Source organism: Rickettsia asembonensis, from assembly GCF_000828125.2.
In the GTDB taxonomy this organism is placed as follows: domain Bacteria; phylum Pseudomonadota; class Alphaproteobacteria; order Rickettsiales; family Rickettsiaceae; genus Rickettsia; species Rickettsia asembonensis.
Genome location: NZ_JWSW01000019.1, coordinates 1 through 17215, shown reverse-complemented (window position 1 = coordinate 17215; position 17215 = coordinate 1). Strand labels below are relative to the sequence as shown.

Below are 17215 nucleotides of genomic sequence, written 5' to 3'. Positions count from 1 at the left end.
TCAACACTCCCACAAACCCGGTAAAACCTACTGTGTACCTAGTTCGCTTGACCACATGGTCCATAAAAACAATAAAAAATACTAATAATTTTAGTATTTTTAACTGGATCCCGCTACAAACTCGTGGGATGACAATAGAAAACCAAACCATGCAACAATATCCCTAGTTAATGCTGTATTAATCACTTATTTATAATATTCTCTCTTTCTTTTTCACTTCTAACAGATTCTACGCAATTAAACTTTAGTTTATATTAACAAGCTAATTTTTTATTAAATAATATAATTATATACTTGACTAAATTACTTGGTTATTGTAGATATAAAACAATTTTAAGTTTTAATAGGTTGGTTATATGATGCTGACGACGAAAGGAAGATATGCCGTAATGGCAATACTTGAAATGGCTGCAAAATCAAGTGCTGAACCGGTCACTTTAAATGAAATTTCCGTAAAACAAAATATATCGCTTAACTATTTAGAGCAGATATTTTCTAAACTTAAAAAAGCTGATCTAGTTAAGGCTATTAGAGGCTCGAAAGGTGGATATGTTTTAATAGGTAACCTAGAAGAAATAAAAATTTCCGATATTATGGATGCTGTTAACGAAAATTTTATAATGACTACCTGCTATAAGAAATCAGTTAAAACTTGCGTACCTGATACAATAAAATGTAATTCACATAAATTATGGAAAGGTCTTGGTAAGCATATTAGAGATTATTTTGAAAATATCTCCATTAAAGATGCTCTAAACTTAAATATAAATATATGATATACCTAGATCATAATGCAACCACCTTTATCGATCCCAAGGTAAAAGAATATATAATAAGTTTGATGGACAAGGAGCTTAACCCTTCATCAATACATAGATCAGGTGTATTTGCTAGGAATATTGTAGAAGAAGCACGTTTTCAATTAGCTGCAGCACTTGGTATATCATTATTTACGGGAAAATATGATATTACTTTCACGTCGTCAGGAACTGAAAGTAATAATTTAATAATGAAAAATTTTTATGACGGCGATATTTTTATTTCAGCTATTGAACATTTATCGATCTATAACCATATAAAACATGCTCCAAATATTAAAATTATAAGAGTTAACAATCAAGGTTTGGTTGATTTAGAACATCTAGAAGAGTTATTAGCTCAAAGTAATGCTGCTAAAAAACTAGTTTCCGTAATGATGGCTAATAACGAGAGCGGGGTGTTGCAAGATATAACCAAAATAAGTGAAATAGCTAAAAAATATGATGCAAAGTTTCATAGTGATTTAGTACAAAGTTTTTGCAGGATATCTATAAATATCAAAGAGTTGGGATTAGATTTTGTAACAATTTCAGGGCATAAAATAGGAGGGGGGCAGGGTGGTGCTGCTCTAATTTCTAACTCTAACTTTCAAGTTACTCCTATGATTATAGGAGGAGGACAAGAAAAAGGAATAAGATCAGGTACAGAAAATGTTTTAGCAATTGTAGGTTTTGGTTTAGCGGCTGAATTAATGAGAAAAAATATAATAGAGAATTATATAAAAATCAAAAATTTACAGGAAATATTAGAGAAAAAACTAAAGAAGTATTCTAACGTAAATATTATTAGCGATAATGTAGCAAGGTTGCCTAATACTACCTTAATTACTATACCAAGTACTGATGCACAAGTGAAATTAATCGGATTTGATTTACGTAATATTTGCATAAGTTCCGGCTCTGCTTGCTCATCAGGAAAAATATCTAAATCACACGTATTAAATAATATGGGTGTAGGGGAAGAAGAGGCAAAATCCTCTATTAGAGTATCTTTGAGCCATACTAATACGGTAAGTGATATAGAGGCTTTTATAAAAGCTTTTGAGGAAATTTACAATGTCATTCCTAGCATTGCTAACTAAAGAGAGATGTGTCATACTGTGGCTTATCCACGGTATCTAGAAAAGCAACTAAAAATATTAATAATATTGATATTTTTAACTGGATCCCATGAATAAATCACAGGATGACATCGATGACTGTTTAAACTATACCAAAACATGAATTAATTTAACCATATGAATCCACAATTAAACAATCCAAACCTACCGATATATATGGATTATCAGGCAACAACGCCGCTTGATCCAAGAGTAATGGAGGCAATGTTGCCATATTTTACTACCAAGTTCGGGAATCCTCATTCACGTAGTCATTCTTTCGGCTGGGAAGCAGAAAACGCCGTTGAAGAGGCAAGGAGTAGAATAGCAAGGTTAATAGGAGCAGATACTAAAGAAATCATTTTTACCTCCGGTGCAACCGAATCCAATAACCTTGCAATAAAGGGAATAGCAAAATTTTATGGCAATAAAAAGAATCACATTATTACTATAGTCAGTGAACATAAATGCGTACTTGACGCTTGCAGGCACTTAGAGCAAGAAAGTATAAAAATCACATACTTACCGATTAAATCAAATGGAATAATCGATTTAGAAACTCTAAAAAATGCCATTACTGATCAGACTATGTTAGTTTCAGTTATGGCGGTTAATAATGAAATAGGTGTTGTTCAGCCTTTAAAGGAAATAGGAAAAATTTGCCGTGAAAGAGATGTTTTCTTTCATTCCGATATTGCTCAAGGTTTTGGTAAAATTCCAATTGATGTTAACGAGTTTAATATTGATCTTGCTAGTATTTCAGGGCATAAAATTTACGGTCCGAAAGGAATAGGGGCCTTATATGTAAGGAAAAAACCTCGTGTGCGTGTTACGCCACTCATAAACGGTGGTGGACAGGAGAGAGGTATGCGTTCGGGTACGCTACCGACTCCTTTAATCGTAGGGCTTGGCATGGCTGCTGAAATAGCGTATAGTGAGATGGAAAAAGATACTAAGCATGTAAATTACTTATTCGACAGATTTTTAAATAATATACATAGTCGAATTTCGGAAGTTTATTTAAACGGTGATAAAGATCAAAGATATAAAGGCAATCTAAATCTAAGCTTTGCCGGAGTAGAGGGAGAATCAATTATCCTTGCCATTAAAGATTTAGCTGTTTCTTCCGGTTCTGCTTGTACTTCTGCCTCTTTAGAGCCGTCATATGTTTTACGTTCCATGGGAATAGGTGAAGAGCTTGCCCATACTTCGATTAGGTTCGGCATAGGTAGATTTACTACCGAGCAGGAAGTTGATTACGCAGTAGATTTAATATGTTCAAAAATCGATAAATTAAGGGAATTAAGTCCTCTTTGGGAAATGATGCAAGAGGGGATTGATTTAAAGAAGATTAAATGGGCTGTACATTGATGCTCGCATGATTTTAAAAATTGAATTATGAATTAAGGAATAACAATGGCTTATAGCAAAAAAGTGATAGATCATTATGAAAATCCTCGTAATGTCGGATCGCTTAATAAAGAAAGTGAAAATGTCGGAACGGGACTCGTTGGAGCTCCCGCTTGCGGTGACGTGATGAAGTTACAAATCGAAGTTGATGATGACGGGATTATTACAGATGCTAAATTTAAAACATTCGGCTGCGGTTCAGCTATTGCTTCAAGTTCTTTAGTAACGGAATGGGTTAAAGGAAGATCGATAGAAGATGCCGAAACTATTAAAAATACCGAAATAGCACAAGAATTATCACTTCCACCGGTAAAATTACATTGTTCACTACTTGCCGAAGATGCAATAAAAGCAGCTATAGCCGATTACAAACAGAAAAAAGAAAGCAAAAAAGACTCTTAAAACATGAAAAATGTTATTTCATTAACCGACTCTGCTGCAAAGCAAGTAAAATTGCTAATAGAAAAACGAGCGAGGCCTACCTTTGGCATTAGGGTAGGGGTTAAAGCCGGCGGTTGTGCCGGTCAGACTTATTACGTTGAATATGCCGACAATAAAAATCAATTTGATGAAGTAGTAGAAGAAAAGGGCGTACGGATACTAATCGACCCAAAAGCATTAATGTATATTCTAGGTTCTGAAATGGACTATGTAGAGACTAAATTCAAATCCCAATTTACTTTCACCAATCCTAACGAAAAAGCTAATTGCGGCTGTGGCAAATCTTTTAACGTGTAATAATGTTAATCCCACTTGATTATAATATAATTTGTATGACTCAAACATATATATTAAAACCGGTTATTTTCATATACGGAAATACAGCAAAATTCACAAAGCTTCAGACAGGATGAATTTAAGAGTAAGTCTGCGGAGCGTACAATAAATAGTACGTGAGCACAGACTTAACTCGAAAAATTCGCCTGTTTCAAGCTTTGTGAATTTTGCTGTACCTTTAAGAAAGTTGGCTATTTAATAACAAAAAGGCTTTAACGCAATTAAATAACGGTATTAAAGATTCTGCTAAAGGACAAGTTAAATTTATAGAAGATTTCAGTAAATATTTAGATGATGACTTTTAAAATTCTTTTTACTATTCAAGCTAGTAAAGATTTGGAAGAACTTGAAAATAATAAAGGATTAGGTTCTGTGAACATTTCTAAAAAGATTTGATTTTGGCTATTTTTTGCTACAAATTATAAGATTTTTTTGAAATATGAATAACTATTCCTTCAAAAATCTTATTAAGTTTCACTAAAAAATATCTCAAAATAAAAAATCAATTAGAAATGTTCACAGAACCTAGAAAAGCGTTTAAAAGCAGTAAGAAAAACACTAGCATATTTACAAATGAATCCTCGTCATCCTAGTTTAAATACCCATAAATATAAATCTGTTAAAGGAAATAACGGAGAAGAAATATTTGAAGCTTATGCTGAAAATAATACTCCTGCTACTTATAGAATTTTTTGGCATTACGGACCAAACAAAGATAACATCACTATTCTAGCAATTACAGCACATCCATAAAAAGCAAGCTGCGGCTGCGGCAAATCTTTTAGTGTGTAGGTGTTATAATTTATAAATTTGCATTATTAATATGTTCAAAAAATTCACTGCTAAAGATATGGTCATGGTCCCATTTTTCTTTTATTTGTAACCAATATAAAAAACTTGGATAACTTTTTTGTAATTGGTTTATATTATAATGTAATCTATATGGCAAATAAAACGTACCATTTAATCTTATTACTTCATTCCTCTTTTTAAAGCTATTAAAGATTCAGGTTGTATTTTTGTAAGGTTCTCTTTGTTAGTTCTTTCATACCAAAACAAACCTGCCTCTTCAAATAGGTGATTTTTCCCTACTGATAAACGCCCATAAGCAAGTTCAGCATTAGAATTTTCAGTTATATAAATTTTAAAGTTATTTACGAAATCCTTATAATTCATAAATTTTGCATGAAAAATAACTTGTGTATTTTCTACTGTTATGAGCTCTGCTTCAACTATAACACCAAATAAACCATAACCTCCTAAAACAGCTCAAAAAAGTTCCGGTTCAGTATGTTTATTTATATCTCTTATTATCCCATCAACAGTTATTACTTTTAAAGATAATACTGTTGAAGAGATAGACGGAGCATTAACCTGCCACCCATGAGCATTAATACTAAGTGTACAGCCGAGGGTAAAAATATTATCTGACTGCATTACTTTTATAGAACGGTTATACTGATCAAGTACATTTTGAACTTTCTTCCAGGTAGCACCGGCACCTATAGTAATTGTTTGTGTTACAGGATTATAAACTACTTTATTAATTTCCATCATATCTAAATGAATCGAATCATTTAAAATAGATTGCCCACCCATAGAGTGCTTACGTCCGGCAATAGTAATTTTTTTATTGTTTAATTTTGCTTTTTTAATTGCTTCTATATATTTCGGGAATTGAGACGCATTAATGCTAAAAAGAAAGGGTTAAATGATTCTACAATAACTCTTTCTTCAATGTGGTATTTATTTATTAATTCAGTAATTTTAGAACAAAACTCATGATCAAATATTTTATCACTTTTTATATCTAAAAAAATGAATTTTTGTGATCCGACCAAATTAAAAAGGTCAGTTAATGCTAATAATTTTTGATTGTTGCTTTTATATGATAACTGTTTAAGTTGCTCCCATTTATAATCTTCCGGTTTACCATATCCGTTTGTAGCTTCTTCTAAGGTTTTAGCCTGATATAAAAAAGGAATTCCATCTTTTGATAATCTCACATCTACTTCTATTCCGTCTACGTAGCTCATTAAAGCATTTTGTACTGCTTCTACACTATTACCTTGAAATTTATTACCTTGAAATTTTTCAGAAGTTAAGGATTCATGAGCAATATATTTAGGAAAGTAAGTAAGGGTAGGAGAAGTAACTAAAGCAGTAGGTGTATAAAGATTGTGTTTTTTAATAAGTTGCATAAAATCGTTTTTATAGCTATATTAAAAGCCGTTTCTATAATTCAATAACAAAATTATGTCGCAAAAATTAGGTTTCTGGGCGGTTTTTGCCTTAGTAACCGGAAGTCAAATCGGTACTAGCGTTTTTATATTACCGCTAAGTTTAGCACCGTTCGGTATATATAGCATTTGGGGCTGGGTACTTTCATTATTCGGTGCTATGAGTATAGCCCTTGTATTCTCATCCTTATGTGCAAAATTTCCTAAAACAGGCGGTCCGCACGTTTATGTACGAGAGAGTTTCGGAGATAAAATAGCTTTCTTCACCGGCTTCACTTACTGGGTTATATCCTTTGTTAGTACAAGTATAGTTGTCATTTCGGCAATAGGTTACCTAACGCCTTTTTTTCAATCACAAGCGATTTTAGATTTAATATTACAGATAATATTATTAGGTGCTATTACGGTTTTAAATTTAAAAGGTCCTGAAGTAGCAGGAAAAGCAGAGTTTTATTTGACTCTCTTAAAATTCGTTCCGTTGCTTGTAGTGGGCTTATGTGCATTATCTCATTTTAATATAGATAATATAACTATAGCTGAAGAAGTAGAAAGTTTAAGCATTCCAACCATTATGGGAAGAGTTGCACTTCTTACTTTTTGGGGATTTATCGGTGTTGAGTGTACAACTACCACGGCAGGAATGGTAAAAGATCCGGCAAAAACCATTCCAAAAGCCATAATAGTTGGAACTTTCTGCGTGGCGGTGTTATATATTATCAATAGCATAGGTATAATGGGATTAATCCCTGCTTCTGAACTTATTAGCTCTAAAGCTCCTTATGCCGATGCCGCTACATTATTATTTGGGGGTAAATGGTCAAGCGTAATTACGGTTATAGCCTCGATTATATGTATAGGTACACTCAATGCTTGGGTGCTAACTAGCGGACAGATAGCTCTTGGGCTTGCAGAAGACGGATTATTACCGAAATTCTTTGCTAAGAAAAATAGCAATAACGCTCCAACTAACGGAATTATTGTAAGCTGCCTTGGAATTGTGCCGTTATTAATCTTTACGGTAAATGATAATTTTGCCGCACAGATTACGCAAATAATAGATTTCTCGGCGATAACATTCTTATTCGTCTATTTAATTTGTAGCTTAGCTTTCTTAAAGGTAATTTTTAGCTCAAAAGAAAATTTTTCTTATTATTATTTACTTATAGCCATAATATCGATTATCTTTTGTACATGGGTTATCTATGAAACACCTGTTAAAACTCTAATTATAGCTAGCTCCTTTACTATTCTCGGTATTCCTTTATATTATGGATGGTATAAATGTCATTCCCGTCTATGAGCGGCGGCATTGTATAGCTTGTTTATGTCATTCCTGCGAAAGCGGGAATCTAGAAAAAAGCGAGATAATTTTAAAAACTTGTTGTATATGCACATTTTAATTACTGGATTCCCGCTTTCGCAGGAATGACATCGAACTAGGAATGACATAAGGGCTATAAACATGATAAAAGAACGAGTTAATCTACTTAGAAGCTTATTCACAGAATATGATATAGACGGTTATATAATTCCGTCTAACGATAAATATATGAGCGAATATGTACCTGAGTATGCCAAAAGGCTTGAATATATAACAGGTTTTACCGGTTCAAACGGTATGGCTATTATATATAAAGATATAGCATTATTCTTTACTGACGGGCGTTATTTAGAGCAAGCAGCAAGAGAGCTTGATCCTACAATATTTCAAATTTTTGACTTAAAAGATATATCTAAATTTGGTAAAGATATAAAAATAGGTTACGATCCTGAATTATTTACTTATCCCGCCATATCAAATTTAAAGTTCAATTTTCAGAAGATTAACGGAAATTTAATTGATAAAATTTGGCATAATCAGCCGTTAGAGCCAAACTCTAAAGTTTATTTACATGATATTAAATTTGCAGGTGTTAGTCATACTGATAAAATAAGTAAATGTCGTGAAGTTGCATTATCATCCTACGGTCAAGCTGCGGGATCTAGTAAAAATAAAGTTGATAATAATAATTATTTTTTGGATCCCATGGTCAAGCCGCGGGATGACACAGAGCAATATGCCTTAGTCATTCTCGATAGCTCCTCCATATGTTGGTTACTAAATTTGCGGGCTAGTGACGTTGCTTACACACCATTAATGTTTGCAAAAGTAATCGTTACGTCTACAAAATTATATCTATTTATCGATCCTACAAAAATTGATGCCGAAATTGTTAATGCACGTCCTGAAATAACCATTTTACCGGAAGAAGAATTTGAAAATATTTTAAGAGATAGCGAGAATATTTTTATTGATGATAGTAGTGCCTCTGTTCATATAATGGACTTAATAGCTGATAAAAAAGTACAAAAAATTACCGATCCATGCTTAACGCTTAAAGCTTGTAAGAACGATGTAGAAATTAAGCATGCAATCGATTTTCATATTAAAGATGCAGTAGCTTTATGTGAGTTTTTTGCTGATTTTTCTCAATGTCATCTCCGTGAAAACGGGGATCCAGGAAAACATAATATGGATTCCCGTCTTCGCGGGAATGACATAGGAAATAACGAATTGACCGAGTATACCCTTGGTTTAATGCTTACGGAGCAACGAGCTAAACAAGAGGGGTATGTTTCGGATAGTTTTCCTGCTATTTGCGGATTTCAGGAGAATAGTGCCATTATTCATTATAGAGCTGATCCAAAAAATGCTAAAAAAATTATAGGGCAGGGGATATTACTGATTGATTCCGGTGGTCAGTACCAAGGTGCTACTACCGATATAACAAGGACAATCGTGATGGGTACGCCGACTGATGAGCAGAAAAAGCGTTATACGCAAGTACTTAAAGGACATATTGCTTTAGCTAATGCCAAATTCCCAAAAAATATCATAGCAGGAGCTAATCTTGATATACTAGCTCGGCAATATTTATGGCAAGAAATGCTAGATTATCCGCACGGTACGGGTCATGGGGTAGGAAGCTTCTTAAGCGTCCATGAAGGAGCTCAAAGCATAAATCTTCGTAATAAAACAATACTTAAAGCAGGTATGATCTTATCTAATGAACCAGGTTTTTATATTTCTGGAAAATACGGAATTAGAATAGAAAATTTAATGTATGTAAAAGAAAATAGCGGATGGCTTGAATTTGAAACCTTAAGCCTAGTACCTTATGCTAGTAAATTGATTGATACGAAACTACTTAATATTGATGAAATAAATTATATTAAGGAATATTATAACAAAATTAGAGCTAAAATTTATGATTTATTATCCACGCAAGCGAGGAATTGGTTTAACAATGAAATAAATTTATTTCATTATTGTAATTGACGTTTCCGCTATTTATTGGTATAAAGTCTATATATTTTTTCTACATTGGGACGTCGCCAAGTGGTAAGGCAACGGTTTTTGGTATCGTCATTCGGAGGTTCGAATCCTCCCGTCCCAGCCATTTGTCAATTTTCAATTTTTTACAATCCTTGAATAGAGAAAAAATACCCAATACTAACTTACATCAATACTTTTATTGAGCGAAAACAAACTTTTTCAATTAAGAATTAAATAATTATTCTATAATCTATATTATGGAAAATGAATGATAATAGTTAAATGATAATTGAGTTAAATGGTGCATTCGATTGGATTTGAACCAACGACCTTTGCCTTCGGAGGGCAATGCTCTATCCAGCTGAGCTACGAATGCAAATGAGGATACCGCCCCGTTGACACCGAACGGATTTTTGGGTCCACGCGGGCAACGCCTTGCGAGCAGCCGTAGGCTGCGTGGCAATCTCAAGCTCTTATTAATTTAGACAAAATTAATAAGAACGGTCCAAAATAAATCTAATAATCGAAAATAAATAATCTTTATAACTATTCTGAACCGGAATTTTATTTAATAACTTATTTGCTTCATTGTTACTCAAATAACTAACTGTTTCATTATGAATTTCATGTTCAATCATCAAATCACGTACTTTAATAAACTCATCATTAGTACGCTTATCGCATTTAATTATATTTTCAAGCCAGAGCTGCTTATCTTGCTCTAGCTTATTATATAAAAAAATCAGCGGTAACGTAACTTTTCCTTCTAAGAAATCATCGCCGATATTTTTGCCTACCTGTTTATCATTACCCAAATAATCAAGTAGATCATCTACAACCTGAAATATCGTTCCGAGTAATTTCCCAAAGTCCCGCATATCTTTAGAAATATGGTCTACCTGCTCTGCTATAATAGCTCCAACTTCACAAGAAGCTCCAAATAGTTCGGCGGTTTTAGATTTAACTATTTGCTGATATTCTTCGATAGTTATAATGCGTCGTTCATTTAGCTTAACTAGCTGTACTACCTCCCCTTCGGAAATAATTGCTGAAGCTTTAGCTAGAACATTCATAGCTTTAATAGAGCCAGAAGCTACCATTAACTTAAAAGACTGACTAAAGAGGAAATCACCCACTAAAATACTTGTTTTACTTCCCCAAATAACGTTAGCGGTAGGCTTGAATCTTCTTAAAGTGCTGTCATCTACCACATCATCATGAAGCAATGTGGCGGTATGAATGAATTCAACGGCACTTGCAAGCTTTATATGATTATCGCCTTTATAATCAAACATTTTAGCGGTTATTATAGTTAAAAGCGGACGAATTCTTTTACCACCCGCCTCTAGTAAATATTTACCTACTGTTTCTATTAATTCTTCATCACTTTTTAAACAGCTAATGATTAAATCGTTTAACTTAGTTACTTCATCTTTTAAATCTTGCTGTATTTTTACTATAATATTCATGATATTTTTTTAAATTTTTCTGTCATTGCGAGGAGAGGCGAATCCTCGGACGTGGTAATCTCAGAAATTTTGTACTATTTTCACGAGATTGCCACGCGGTCTTCGACCGCTCGCAATGACGACTAACGAGGTTCATCAACTATACATTCCTCTAATATTTTTTGATTAACATTAGGAATTAACTCCATAATTTTTTCTTTTACATTTTTACCGGGTTTCACTTTTTTTACTGCTGCTTGATATAAAGATAAATAATATAAAGGTATAATTTTATTTATATCATCTATATTACCTATTTTAGTTTTGTTTAAATCGGATAAATCAAATACATATTCAATACTAGCATCAATTAAATTAGATGAGTTCGGGTGATCGGAAATGGTTTTTAAAAATGATTTTAGAGCATCTACGTATACTTCTTTGCTCTCGTTGGATAAGTTTTTAAAATCACCTACCCCATATACATATAGACTTAAAACATCTATTATTTTAGAGTAATTATTAATTACTATCGTACCTTTACTGTAAGAATCTTTAAGAGTATTTACTATAGTTTCATTTGTTATATTAAATCCCGATGCGTTTGAATATAGACCTAAAGCATTTATCTGTGCTCTAGTTAATTTATTTAATTCAGTAACTAAATTAATATTTAAATTAAAATTATATTGCCTATCTTCAAAAATACTAAAATTATATTGTTTATTATTATTTAAAATATAGCTTAGTTCATTATTAAAATCTTTATATAGATTATTATCGGAAAGTTTAAACAGATAGGTTTGCCTATCGTAATATTTCTTTATAAATTCTAATGAACCTATTATAAAACCAGGTTTTAGCTTAAATTGCGAATCTATCAAAAGATCAATATTATTATTGCCGAAATCGTTTAACTTACCTTTATATAATAAATTAATATTATTTTCAAAGTTATTACTATTTATTTTTGCATTAGTAACTTCAATTGTTAAATCTTTAGCAATATCTTTAAAATGCAACCTACTAGTACTAATCAAGAAATTACCGGAAAATTTGAAATTATTATTCCAAGCGGGTCTATATAATAATAAGCCGGCAGGCATTATTCTATCTTCAAGGTTACTTTTTACTATTTCGGTTTCATAATAAATTTCTAATTTTTGCGGTATATTATCAAGGAAATCCTGTTTACTTATATAATACTTACTTTTGTCAAATAACATAGTAAGTATAGTATGATCTTCTTCATATAATTTTTGATTATCGACTAAGTCAAAAATTTCTGTTTTACCGGAAGTAAATTTAATATTTTCTATTAAATTTATAACTTCAAATAAATCTTTTTTTGATCGTACTATTTCAAATAATTTAAAATTTAACGGTATTTTTGTTGATAATATACAGTTCTCATTATAAAATCTTACTCCAAACCCTCTTTCAATCGGCTTAAATTTTCCGAATGCTTCTCCGGAAAAATTTATAAATAATTTCTGCTTAAGTAAATCATAGCCGATATTTATCGGTGTGGTAAATTCAATTGCTCTATTAATACTCTCTTCTTGCCAATTAATTACCGAAATACCTAATTTAAAAGGAAAACCATATGGTTGAACTTTGGAAAACTTAACATGATATTGCTGATTAGGATTATTATCAGTCTCTTCTATATTAAGGTTGGTACCGGCATATTTTTGATTTATAGAGTGTGATAAAGAGAGCATAATAGTAAACCATAGCCCACTATATGCGAGTATAATAAAGATAGTTATAAATAATATTATTTTAAGAATTTTTTTCATTATTTTAGTATTTTTGTATGTCTATGTCATTCCCGCGTAGGCGGGAAGGCATTGTTGCGTAGACCGGCAAAAAACCCCCACTATCACCCCGTGGCTTGCTAACTAGGTCCATAAAAACAATAAAAAATACTAAATACTAATAATTTTAGTATTTTTAACTGGATGACGTGGTCAGGCCACGGGATGACAGAGGTGAAATTGATCCACGCAACAATGCCACGCGGGAATGACATAGAAACCATATTTTCTACTTACACAGCTCTATATATTCCTTATTCAATTTTATAACGTTCCAAATCCATAAACTCATCATAACTATAAAAATTACTAATAAATATATTATAATAGAATCAAAGGTAGCAGTCGGAATAATAATAAGTATCAAAGACTGTATAAATGCTCCAAGTGATTTGCCGAATTTAGTACCTATTACCTCTACAGCAGCTTTTCCCTTAGTTCTAAGCTCTAAAGATAAAGGAATATACGCCATTTCTTTTGTTGAATCGAATAATGAGTATTTGGACGATTTACTAAGTATGTTCTGAATAGCTCCAACAATAATCGCTGCATATAGAAGATTAAAATCACCGAAACATGCTCCTATTTCTTCAATAAAAATTATAAAGATAAAAAACACCAAGCCGGTAATAGACAACATAATAGGAGTTAATAATGCAGAAATGAGCCAACCGAGTCTTCTAAGGATATTGCTGCCTATTACCATGAAAGTAACGCATGATATCCCCATCCAAATATTAAACCTGCCCATAAAGTTAACATAGTCTATAGTGTTTGGATGTAATTCTTTTATTTTTGCTTTCCAAGGTCCTTCGACTATATTTATTAATAATCCATAACAAATTATTAGTAAAGCAATACGACCTATATATTTTGAGTGAATTACTAATTTGATACTTTCAATTACCGAAAGTTTTGTTTTCGTTTTAGTTGTATCTAAAACATTTATGGAATCCATTAAAATAAATCTATTTATTATTCTAAATAGAAGCATAGCAATTATTCCTGCAGCAACAATAATTGACATGATAGGCTGAAGCATTATAGCATTTCCGGCAGATGAATTAAACGAATCCGATAATAATTCCGAATCAATAACATCCTGCCCGCTTGAGAAAAATACGAGTACGCTACCCGCTAGTATAAGGCCGATATTACCAACCATCCCAAGAACAGGGTAGAATCTTTTAGCTTTAAAAGTATCGAAGATGTGATTGGCAAACTGCCAAAACATTAAGTTTATGACTACTGCACTCCATAATTCCGAGAAAATATACATCAGTGCATAACTCCATTTACTACCTATTTTAATGAACCATTTAAAATTAGGGTATGAAGCAATTAAATTATTTATCATTTCATCGTTAGGATGATAAATATCTTGATTGGGATAAATAATATAGGCAAATAATAAGAAAAATAGTAAAAAACTGCCGACTATAATGTAGAAAATATATTCAAAATTTAATTTATTACTAAGCTTAACATAAAGTACGGTAAAAATTACGCACGAGGGTAATACTAACCATAATTTTAAGAAACTAATAATTTCGGCCCCCATAGAGGGTACTACTAAACTATCTTTGATAGATCTTAAAGCCCCAAAATTAAAAAGGATACATAACATCATTAAAGCCATAGGTATAAATAGCTTTAATTCTTTCCTTTCTATAGGCCAAATTATTTCTTTAACTTTTTCAAAGAAAATTTTAGGCGGTAACATTTTTATTGTAACCTTACATATTAAAGTTAACTTTTAAATCTCTTAAGTGCTAAAGTCAATTAAAATAATTAATTTATACTACTCCAAGGTGTTATTTCTCTATATCGCCAGTAATATTTTGTGATTTTATCTAATTTGTCCTGATTTGTCTTCCATAGTTCATGCTTATCGGTAGTAGTCCATGGTTTAGGTCCTGCATAGTGTAAAATGAAATAAGAAAAATAAGGGTTTTGATCCTCAAAATATGTCAAAAAGTTCCATCTCATCGACAAAGGATAAATGTAATCATGAAAAGCTATATTTAATACATCTTGATCAGGAAGCGAAAAGTCACATTCTGATTTTTTTATAGTTTCTAATATCGCAGATTCAGTTTGTTTTTCTCGCATATTTTTTAAGTTTAAAAATACTATCCTGCTATTTTTGTAAGAATGATCCATTTAATAATTTGTGTTTAAATTTAAGATAAATTTTGGTCAGTATATACAAAATTAGTAGAAATTTTGTTACTATCTATGTGTTATCTATGATAATATTAGCTACCCGTTAAAACGGTTAATCGTTTCAAATTAAAACATATAGCCTTCATAAATTCAGAGAATTGAATTTTGACAATACCAATATGCATTCTGTAATTACTTTTAATGTACGGATTTTAACAATTAATAACAAAAAGAGCAATAATTATTAGGCTCTGTGAAGATTTCTAAAAAGATTATAACTATTTTTTCTTTCTCTTCTTAACTTAAATCATATATAATTTAAACTATTTATTCTTTTTTTTAAAGCTTTATTTTACTGGATTCCCGCCTACGGGCCTTGTTGCATGGCTCGACCTCGCCTTTGTCATCCCGTGATTTATTCACGGGATCCAGTTAAAAATACTAATAATTTTAGTATTTTTAATTGTTTTACTGGGTACCGTGGACAAGCCACGGTATGACACCGAGCGGGTTTTTGAGCCATGCAACAAAGCCCCGCCTACGCGGGAATCCGTCATGTGGGCTATAAAATTAACAAATATATAAATTCATGTTAAATAACTCTCGTTTATGTATTATTTGGTTGTTTGGGCTTATTAGCGGTTTTAATCTAATGATTACTGGTAATACTTTAAATTATTGGCTTGCTAAAGAAGATATAGTACTGCAAACAATCGGTATATTATCATTCATAACGCTTCCTTACTCTATTAATTTCTTGTTAGCACCGATTTTTGATGCAGTGCAAATTAAATATTTAAATAAAATATTCGGTCATAGATTATCTTGGATTTGCTTAACTAGTACTGCGTTAATATTTCTTATATATATTTTCAGCTTTTTAGAACCTCGTACTAATCTAGTATTATTTACCTTTACGGCTTTAATTATTTCTTTTTTTAGTGCAGCCCAAGATACTATATTAAGTGCTTTAAGAACGGAAATAGTACCTAAAGAATCGCTTGGGTTTACTTCAGGAATATATATATTCGGTTATCGAATCGGGATGCTTTTAGCTGGTTCCGGAGCTATTTATTTATCTATTTATTTTACATTTAATGAAATATATAAAATCTTTGCCGGCTTAGTATTTATTTATTTAATTTTATTGATTGTAGGACTTAAGTATTGTTATTTAAACGAGAACATACATATACAGATAATCAAGAATGATATAAAAAATAATCAAAATAAAAAAAACATAATAAATTTTATATATAATGCGTTAAAACCTATAGGTTCTGTTTATTTCATTATTCTTATATTAATTTTCCTAGTATTATATAGATTACCGGATAACTTAATCAATGTTATGATTAATCCGTTTTTGCTTCATCTTGAGTATGATGCTTTTGAGATAGCAAGTGTTGGGAAGTTTTGGGGTGTTGTAGGAGCTATAATCGGCGGACTACTTGGCGGCTTTATTATGAAACATAAAAATATATTAAATAGTATATTTTTATTTGGGATTATTCATGCTTTAGGACATATTTTATATATTTTTCTTGAAATAAACAGTAAAAATTCTTTATTATTATTTATCACGATAGGAATAGAAAGTATTACCGGTGGTATGACGATGACTGCTTATATAGCTTTTATTTCTTCGCTATGCCAAGGTAAATTTCGAGCTACTCAATATTCTTTTCTTTCGTCGATGATGGGAATTTCACGCTCAATTTTTCCTATAATTTCAGGCTATATGGTAGTAAATTTCGGTTGGCAAAATTTCTTTTTATTAACTACAATTATTACTATCCCCTCTTTGTTAATATTATTAAAAATAAAAACTAAATTACAATGAATGATATATTAAGTGCTTTTTTACATGGTATTGTTTTAGCTCTTGGTTTAATAGTGCCGCTCGGAGTACAGAATATTTTTATATTTAATCAAGGAGCAAAACAGCCAAAATTTAGCAAGGCTTTACCTAGCATCATTGCAGCCTCAATATGTGATACTATTCTTATATGTATGGCAGTTCTTGGGGTATCTTTATTAATTATTGAAATTTCTTGGTTAAAATTATCTATATTTATTGTTGGATTTATTTTTTTTAATTTATATGGGATATAATACTT

At 31.5% G+C, this 17215-nt stretch carries 17 protein-coding genes, 2 tRNA genes and 2 pseudogenes; 11 read left to right on the top strand and 10 right to left on the bottom strand.

Features of this window, described 5'->3' with window-relative positions:
- Nucleotides 1-356 precede the first annotated feature (356 nt).
- The 6 genes from SB78_RS03290 (at nt 357) to SB78_RS03265 (ending at nt 4858) form a co-directional block, all read left to right on the top strand.
- Nucleotides 357-776, top strand: a complete 420-nt coding sequence (locus tag SB78_RS03290) for a Fe-S cluster assembly transcription factor (RefSeq protein ID WP_041078628.1) — start codon at nt 357-359, stop codon at nt 774-776.
- A complete protein-coding gene (locus tag SB78_RS03285; RefSeq protein WP_041078626.1) occupies nt 773-1900 on the top strand; it encodes a cysteine desulfurase family protein in 1128 nt (375 codons plus the stop codon). The genes SB78_RS03290 and SB78_RS03285 overlap by 4 nt, the downstream gene beginning before the upstream one ends.
- A gap of 156 nt (nt 1901-2056) precedes the next feature.
- Nucleotides 2057-3289 carry an IscS subfamily cysteine desulfurase gene (locus SB78_RS03280; RefSeq protein WP_041078624.1) on the top strand — a complete coding sequence of 411 codons (1233 nt, stop codon included), beginning with the start codon at nt 2057-2059 and terminating at the stop codon, nt 3287-3289.
- 45 nt (nt 3290-3334) lie between these two features.
- Nucleotides 3335-3730: a Fe-S cluster assembly scaffold IscU gene (iscU, locus tag SB78_RS03275; protein ID WP_041078622.1), complete on the top strand. Its 396-nt coding sequence runs from the start codon at nt 3335-3337 to the stop codon at nt 3728-3730.
- 3 nt (nt 3731-3733) lie between these two features.
- Nucleotides 3734-4066 (top strand): iron-sulfur cluster assembly accessory protein, encoded by a 333-nt coding sequence (locus SB78_RS03270; RefSeq protein WP_041078620.1) that lies wholly within the window; start codon nt 3734-3736, stop codon nt 4064-4066.
- A 612-nt stretch (nt 4067-4678) separates the two neighbouring features.
- On the top strand, nt 4679-4858 hold the full coding sequence (locus SB78_RS03265) for a hypothetical protein (protein WP_041078618.1): 180 nt from the start codon (nt 4679-4681) through the stop codon (nt 4856-4858).
- A 219-nt stretch (nt 4859-5077) separates the two neighbouring features.
- Here SB78_RS03265 and SB78_RS03260 read toward each other — a convergent pair whose 3' ends face one another.
- From SB78_RS03260 to SB78_RS03250, 3 genes are all read right to left on the bottom strand, one after another.
- Nucleotides 5078-5281, bottom strand: coding sequence for a hypothetical protein (locus SB78_RS03260; protein ID WP_041078616.1), 204 nt, complete (start codon nt 5279-5281; stop codon nt 5078-5080).
- 93 nt (nt 5282-5374) lie between these two features.
- Entirely contained in the window at nt 5375-5725 is a 351-nt protein-coding gene (locus SB78_RS03255; protein ID WP_241773704.1) for an FAD-binding oxidoreductase, read from the bottom strand.
- A gap of 41 nt (nt 5726-5766) precedes the next feature.
- Nucleotides 5767-6306 carry a glycerophosphodiester phosphodiesterase gene (locus SB78_RS03250; protein WP_041078612.1) on the bottom strand — a complete coding sequence of 180 codons (540 nt, stop codon included), beginning with the start codon at nt 6304-6306 and terminating at the stop codon, nt 5767-5769.
- A 55-nt stretch (nt 6307-6361) separates the two neighbouring features.
- Here SB78_RS03250 and SB78_RS03245 point away from each other — a divergent pair, with 55 nt between their 5' ends.
- The 3 genes from SB78_RS03245 to SB78_RS03235 all read left to right on the top strand — a co-directional run bounded on the left by SB78_RS03245 (nt 6362) and on the right by SB78_RS03235 (nt 9785).
- Entirely contained in the window at nt 6362-7645 is a 1284-nt protein-coding gene (locus SB78_RS03245; RefSeq protein ID WP_041078610.1) for an APC family permease, read from the top strand.
- Nucleotides 7646-7807: 162 nt separating this feature from the next.
- Nucleotides 7808-9664 carry an aminopeptidase P family protein gene (locus SB78_RS03240; RefSeq protein ID WP_041078608.1) on the top strand — a complete coding sequence of 619 codons (1857 nt, stop codon included), beginning with the start codon at nt 7808-7810 and terminating at the stop codon, nt 9662-9664.
- A gap of 46 nt (nt 9665-9710) precedes the next feature.
- Nucleotides 9711-9785: transfer RNA gene (locus SB78_RS03235), tRNA-Gln, on the top strand.
- Nucleotides 9786-9960: 175 nt separating this feature from the next.
- Here the strand turns inward: SB78_RS03235 and SB78_RS03230 are convergent.
- The 7 genes and pseudogenes from SB78_RS03230 to SB78_RS09210 all read right to left on the bottom strand — a co-directional run bounded on the left by SB78_RS03230 (nt 9961) and on the right by SB78_RS09210 (nt 15622).
- Nucleotides 9961-10037: transfer RNA gene (locus tag SB78_RS03230), tRNA-Arg, on the bottom strand.
- A gap of 115 nt (nt 10038-10152) precedes the next feature.
- Nucleotides 10153-11130 (bottom strand): polyprenyl synthetase family protein, encoded by a 978-nt coding sequence (locus tag SB78_RS03225; RefSeq protein WP_041078606.1) that lies wholly within the window; start codon nt 11128-11130, stop codon nt 10153-10155.
- Between the two features lie 122 nt (nt 11131-11252).
- Complete coding sequence (locus tag SB78_RS03220) at nt 11253-12911, bottom strand: hypothetical protein (RefSeq protein WP_041078604.1); 1659 nt, start codon at nt 12909-12911, stop codon at nt 11253-11255.
- Between the two features lie 98 nt (nt 12912-13009).
- On the bottom strand, nt 13010-13144 hold the full coding sequence (locus SB78_RS11470; protein WP_277813953.1) for a hypothetical protein: 135 nt from the start codon (nt 13142-13144) through the stop codon (nt 13010-13012).
- Nucleotides 13145-13158: 14 nt separating this feature from the next.
- A complete protein-coding gene (gene tlc3 / locus SB78_RS03215) occupies nt 13159-14652 on the bottom strand; it encodes a nucleotide exchange transporter Tlc3 (RefSeq protein ID WP_041078602.1) in 1494 nt (497 codons plus the stop codon).
- Between the two features lie 68 nt (nt 14653-14720).
- Nucleotides 14721-15086, bottom strand: a pseudogene (locus SB78_RS07930) (glycosyltransferase); the annotation flags it as partial.
- Between the two features lie 428 nt (nt 15087-15514).
- A complete protein-coding gene (locus tag SB78_RS09210) occupies nt 15515-15622 on the bottom strand; it encodes a proline/betaine transporter (protein ID WP_241773702.1) in 108 nt (35 codons plus the stop codon).
- A gap of 62 nt (nt 15623-15684) precedes the next feature.
- On the opposite strand from SB78_RS09210, the gene SB78_RS03205 reads away from it, so the two are divergent.
- Nucleotides 15685-16938 carry an AmpG family muropeptide MFS transporter gene (locus SB78_RS03205; RefSeq protein WP_041078600.1) on the top strand — a complete coding sequence of 418 codons (1254 nt, stop codon included), beginning with the start codon at nt 15685-15687 and terminating at the stop codon, nt 16936-16938.
- Nucleotides 16935-17215 (top strand): annotated as a pseudogene (locus tag SB78_RS03200) (LysE/ArgO family amino acid transporter); the annotation flags it as partial. The gene SB78_RS03205 and the pseudogene SB78_RS03200, both read left to right, overlap by 4 nt.

What these genes read in the sequence shown, in the direction of transcription:
- SB78_RS03290 (WP_041078628.1), top strand. Translation starts at nt 357, where the DNA reads ATGATGCTGACGACGAAAGGAAGATATGCCGTAATGGCAATACTTGAA.
- SB78_RS03285 (WP_041078626.1), top strand. Translation starts at nt 773, where the DNA reads ATGATATACCTAGATCATAATGCAACCACCTTTATCGATCCCAAGGTA.
- SB78_RS03280 (WP_041078624.1), top strand. Translation starts at nt 2,057, where the DNA reads ATGAATCCACAATTAAACAATCCAAACCTACCGATATATATGGATTAT.
- iscU (WP_041078622.1), top strand. Translation starts at nt 3,335, where the DNA reads ATGGCTTATAGCAAAAAAGTGATAGATCATTATGAAAATCCTCGTAAT.
- SB78_RS03270 (WP_041078620.1), top strand. Translation starts at nt 3,734, where the DNA reads ATGAAAAATGTTATTTCATTAACCGACTCTGCTGCAAAGCAAGTAAAA.
- SB78_RS03265 (WP_041078618.1), top strand. Translation starts at nt 4,679, where the DNA reads ATGAATCCTCGTCATCCTAGTTTAAATACCCATAAATATAAATCTGTT.
- SB78_RS03260 (WP_041078616.1), bottom strand. Translation starts at nt 5,281, where the DNA reads ATGAATTATAAGGATTTCGTAAATAACTTTAAAATTTATATAACTGAA.
- SB78_RS03250 (WP_041078612.1), bottom strand. Translation starts at nt 6,306, where the DNA reads ATGCAACTTATTAAAAAACACAATCTTTATACACCTACTGCTTTAGTT.
- SB78_RS03245 (WP_041078610.1), top strand. Translation starts at nt 6,362, where the DNA reads ATGTCGCAAAAATTAGGTTTCTGGGCGGTTTTTGCCTTAGTAACCGGA.
- SB78_RS03240 (WP_041078608.1), top strand. Translation starts at nt 7,808, where the DNA reads ATGATAAAAGAACGAGTTAATCTACTTAGAAGCTTATTCACAGAATAT.
- SB78_RS03225 (WP_041078606.1), bottom strand. Translation starts at nt 11,130, where the DNA reads ATGAATATTATAGTAAAAATACAGCAAGATTTAAAAGATGAAGTAACT.
- SB78_RS03220 (WP_041078604.1), bottom strand. Translation starts at nt 12,911, where the DNA reads ATGAAAAAAATTCTTAAAATAATATTATTTATAACTATCTTTATTATA.
- SB78_RS11470 (WP_277813953.1), bottom strand. Translation starts at nt 13,144, where the DNA reads ATGTCATTCCCGCGTGGCATTGTTGCGTGGATCAATTTCACCTCTGTC.
- tlc3 (WP_041078602.1), bottom strand. Translation starts at nt 14,652, where the DNA reads ATGTTACCGCCTAAAATTTTCTTTGAAAAAGTTAAAGAAATAATTTGG.
- SB78_RS03205 (WP_041078600.1), top strand. Translation starts at nt 15,685, where the DNA reads ATGTTAAATAACTCTCGTTTATGTATTATTTGGTTGTTTGGGCTTATT.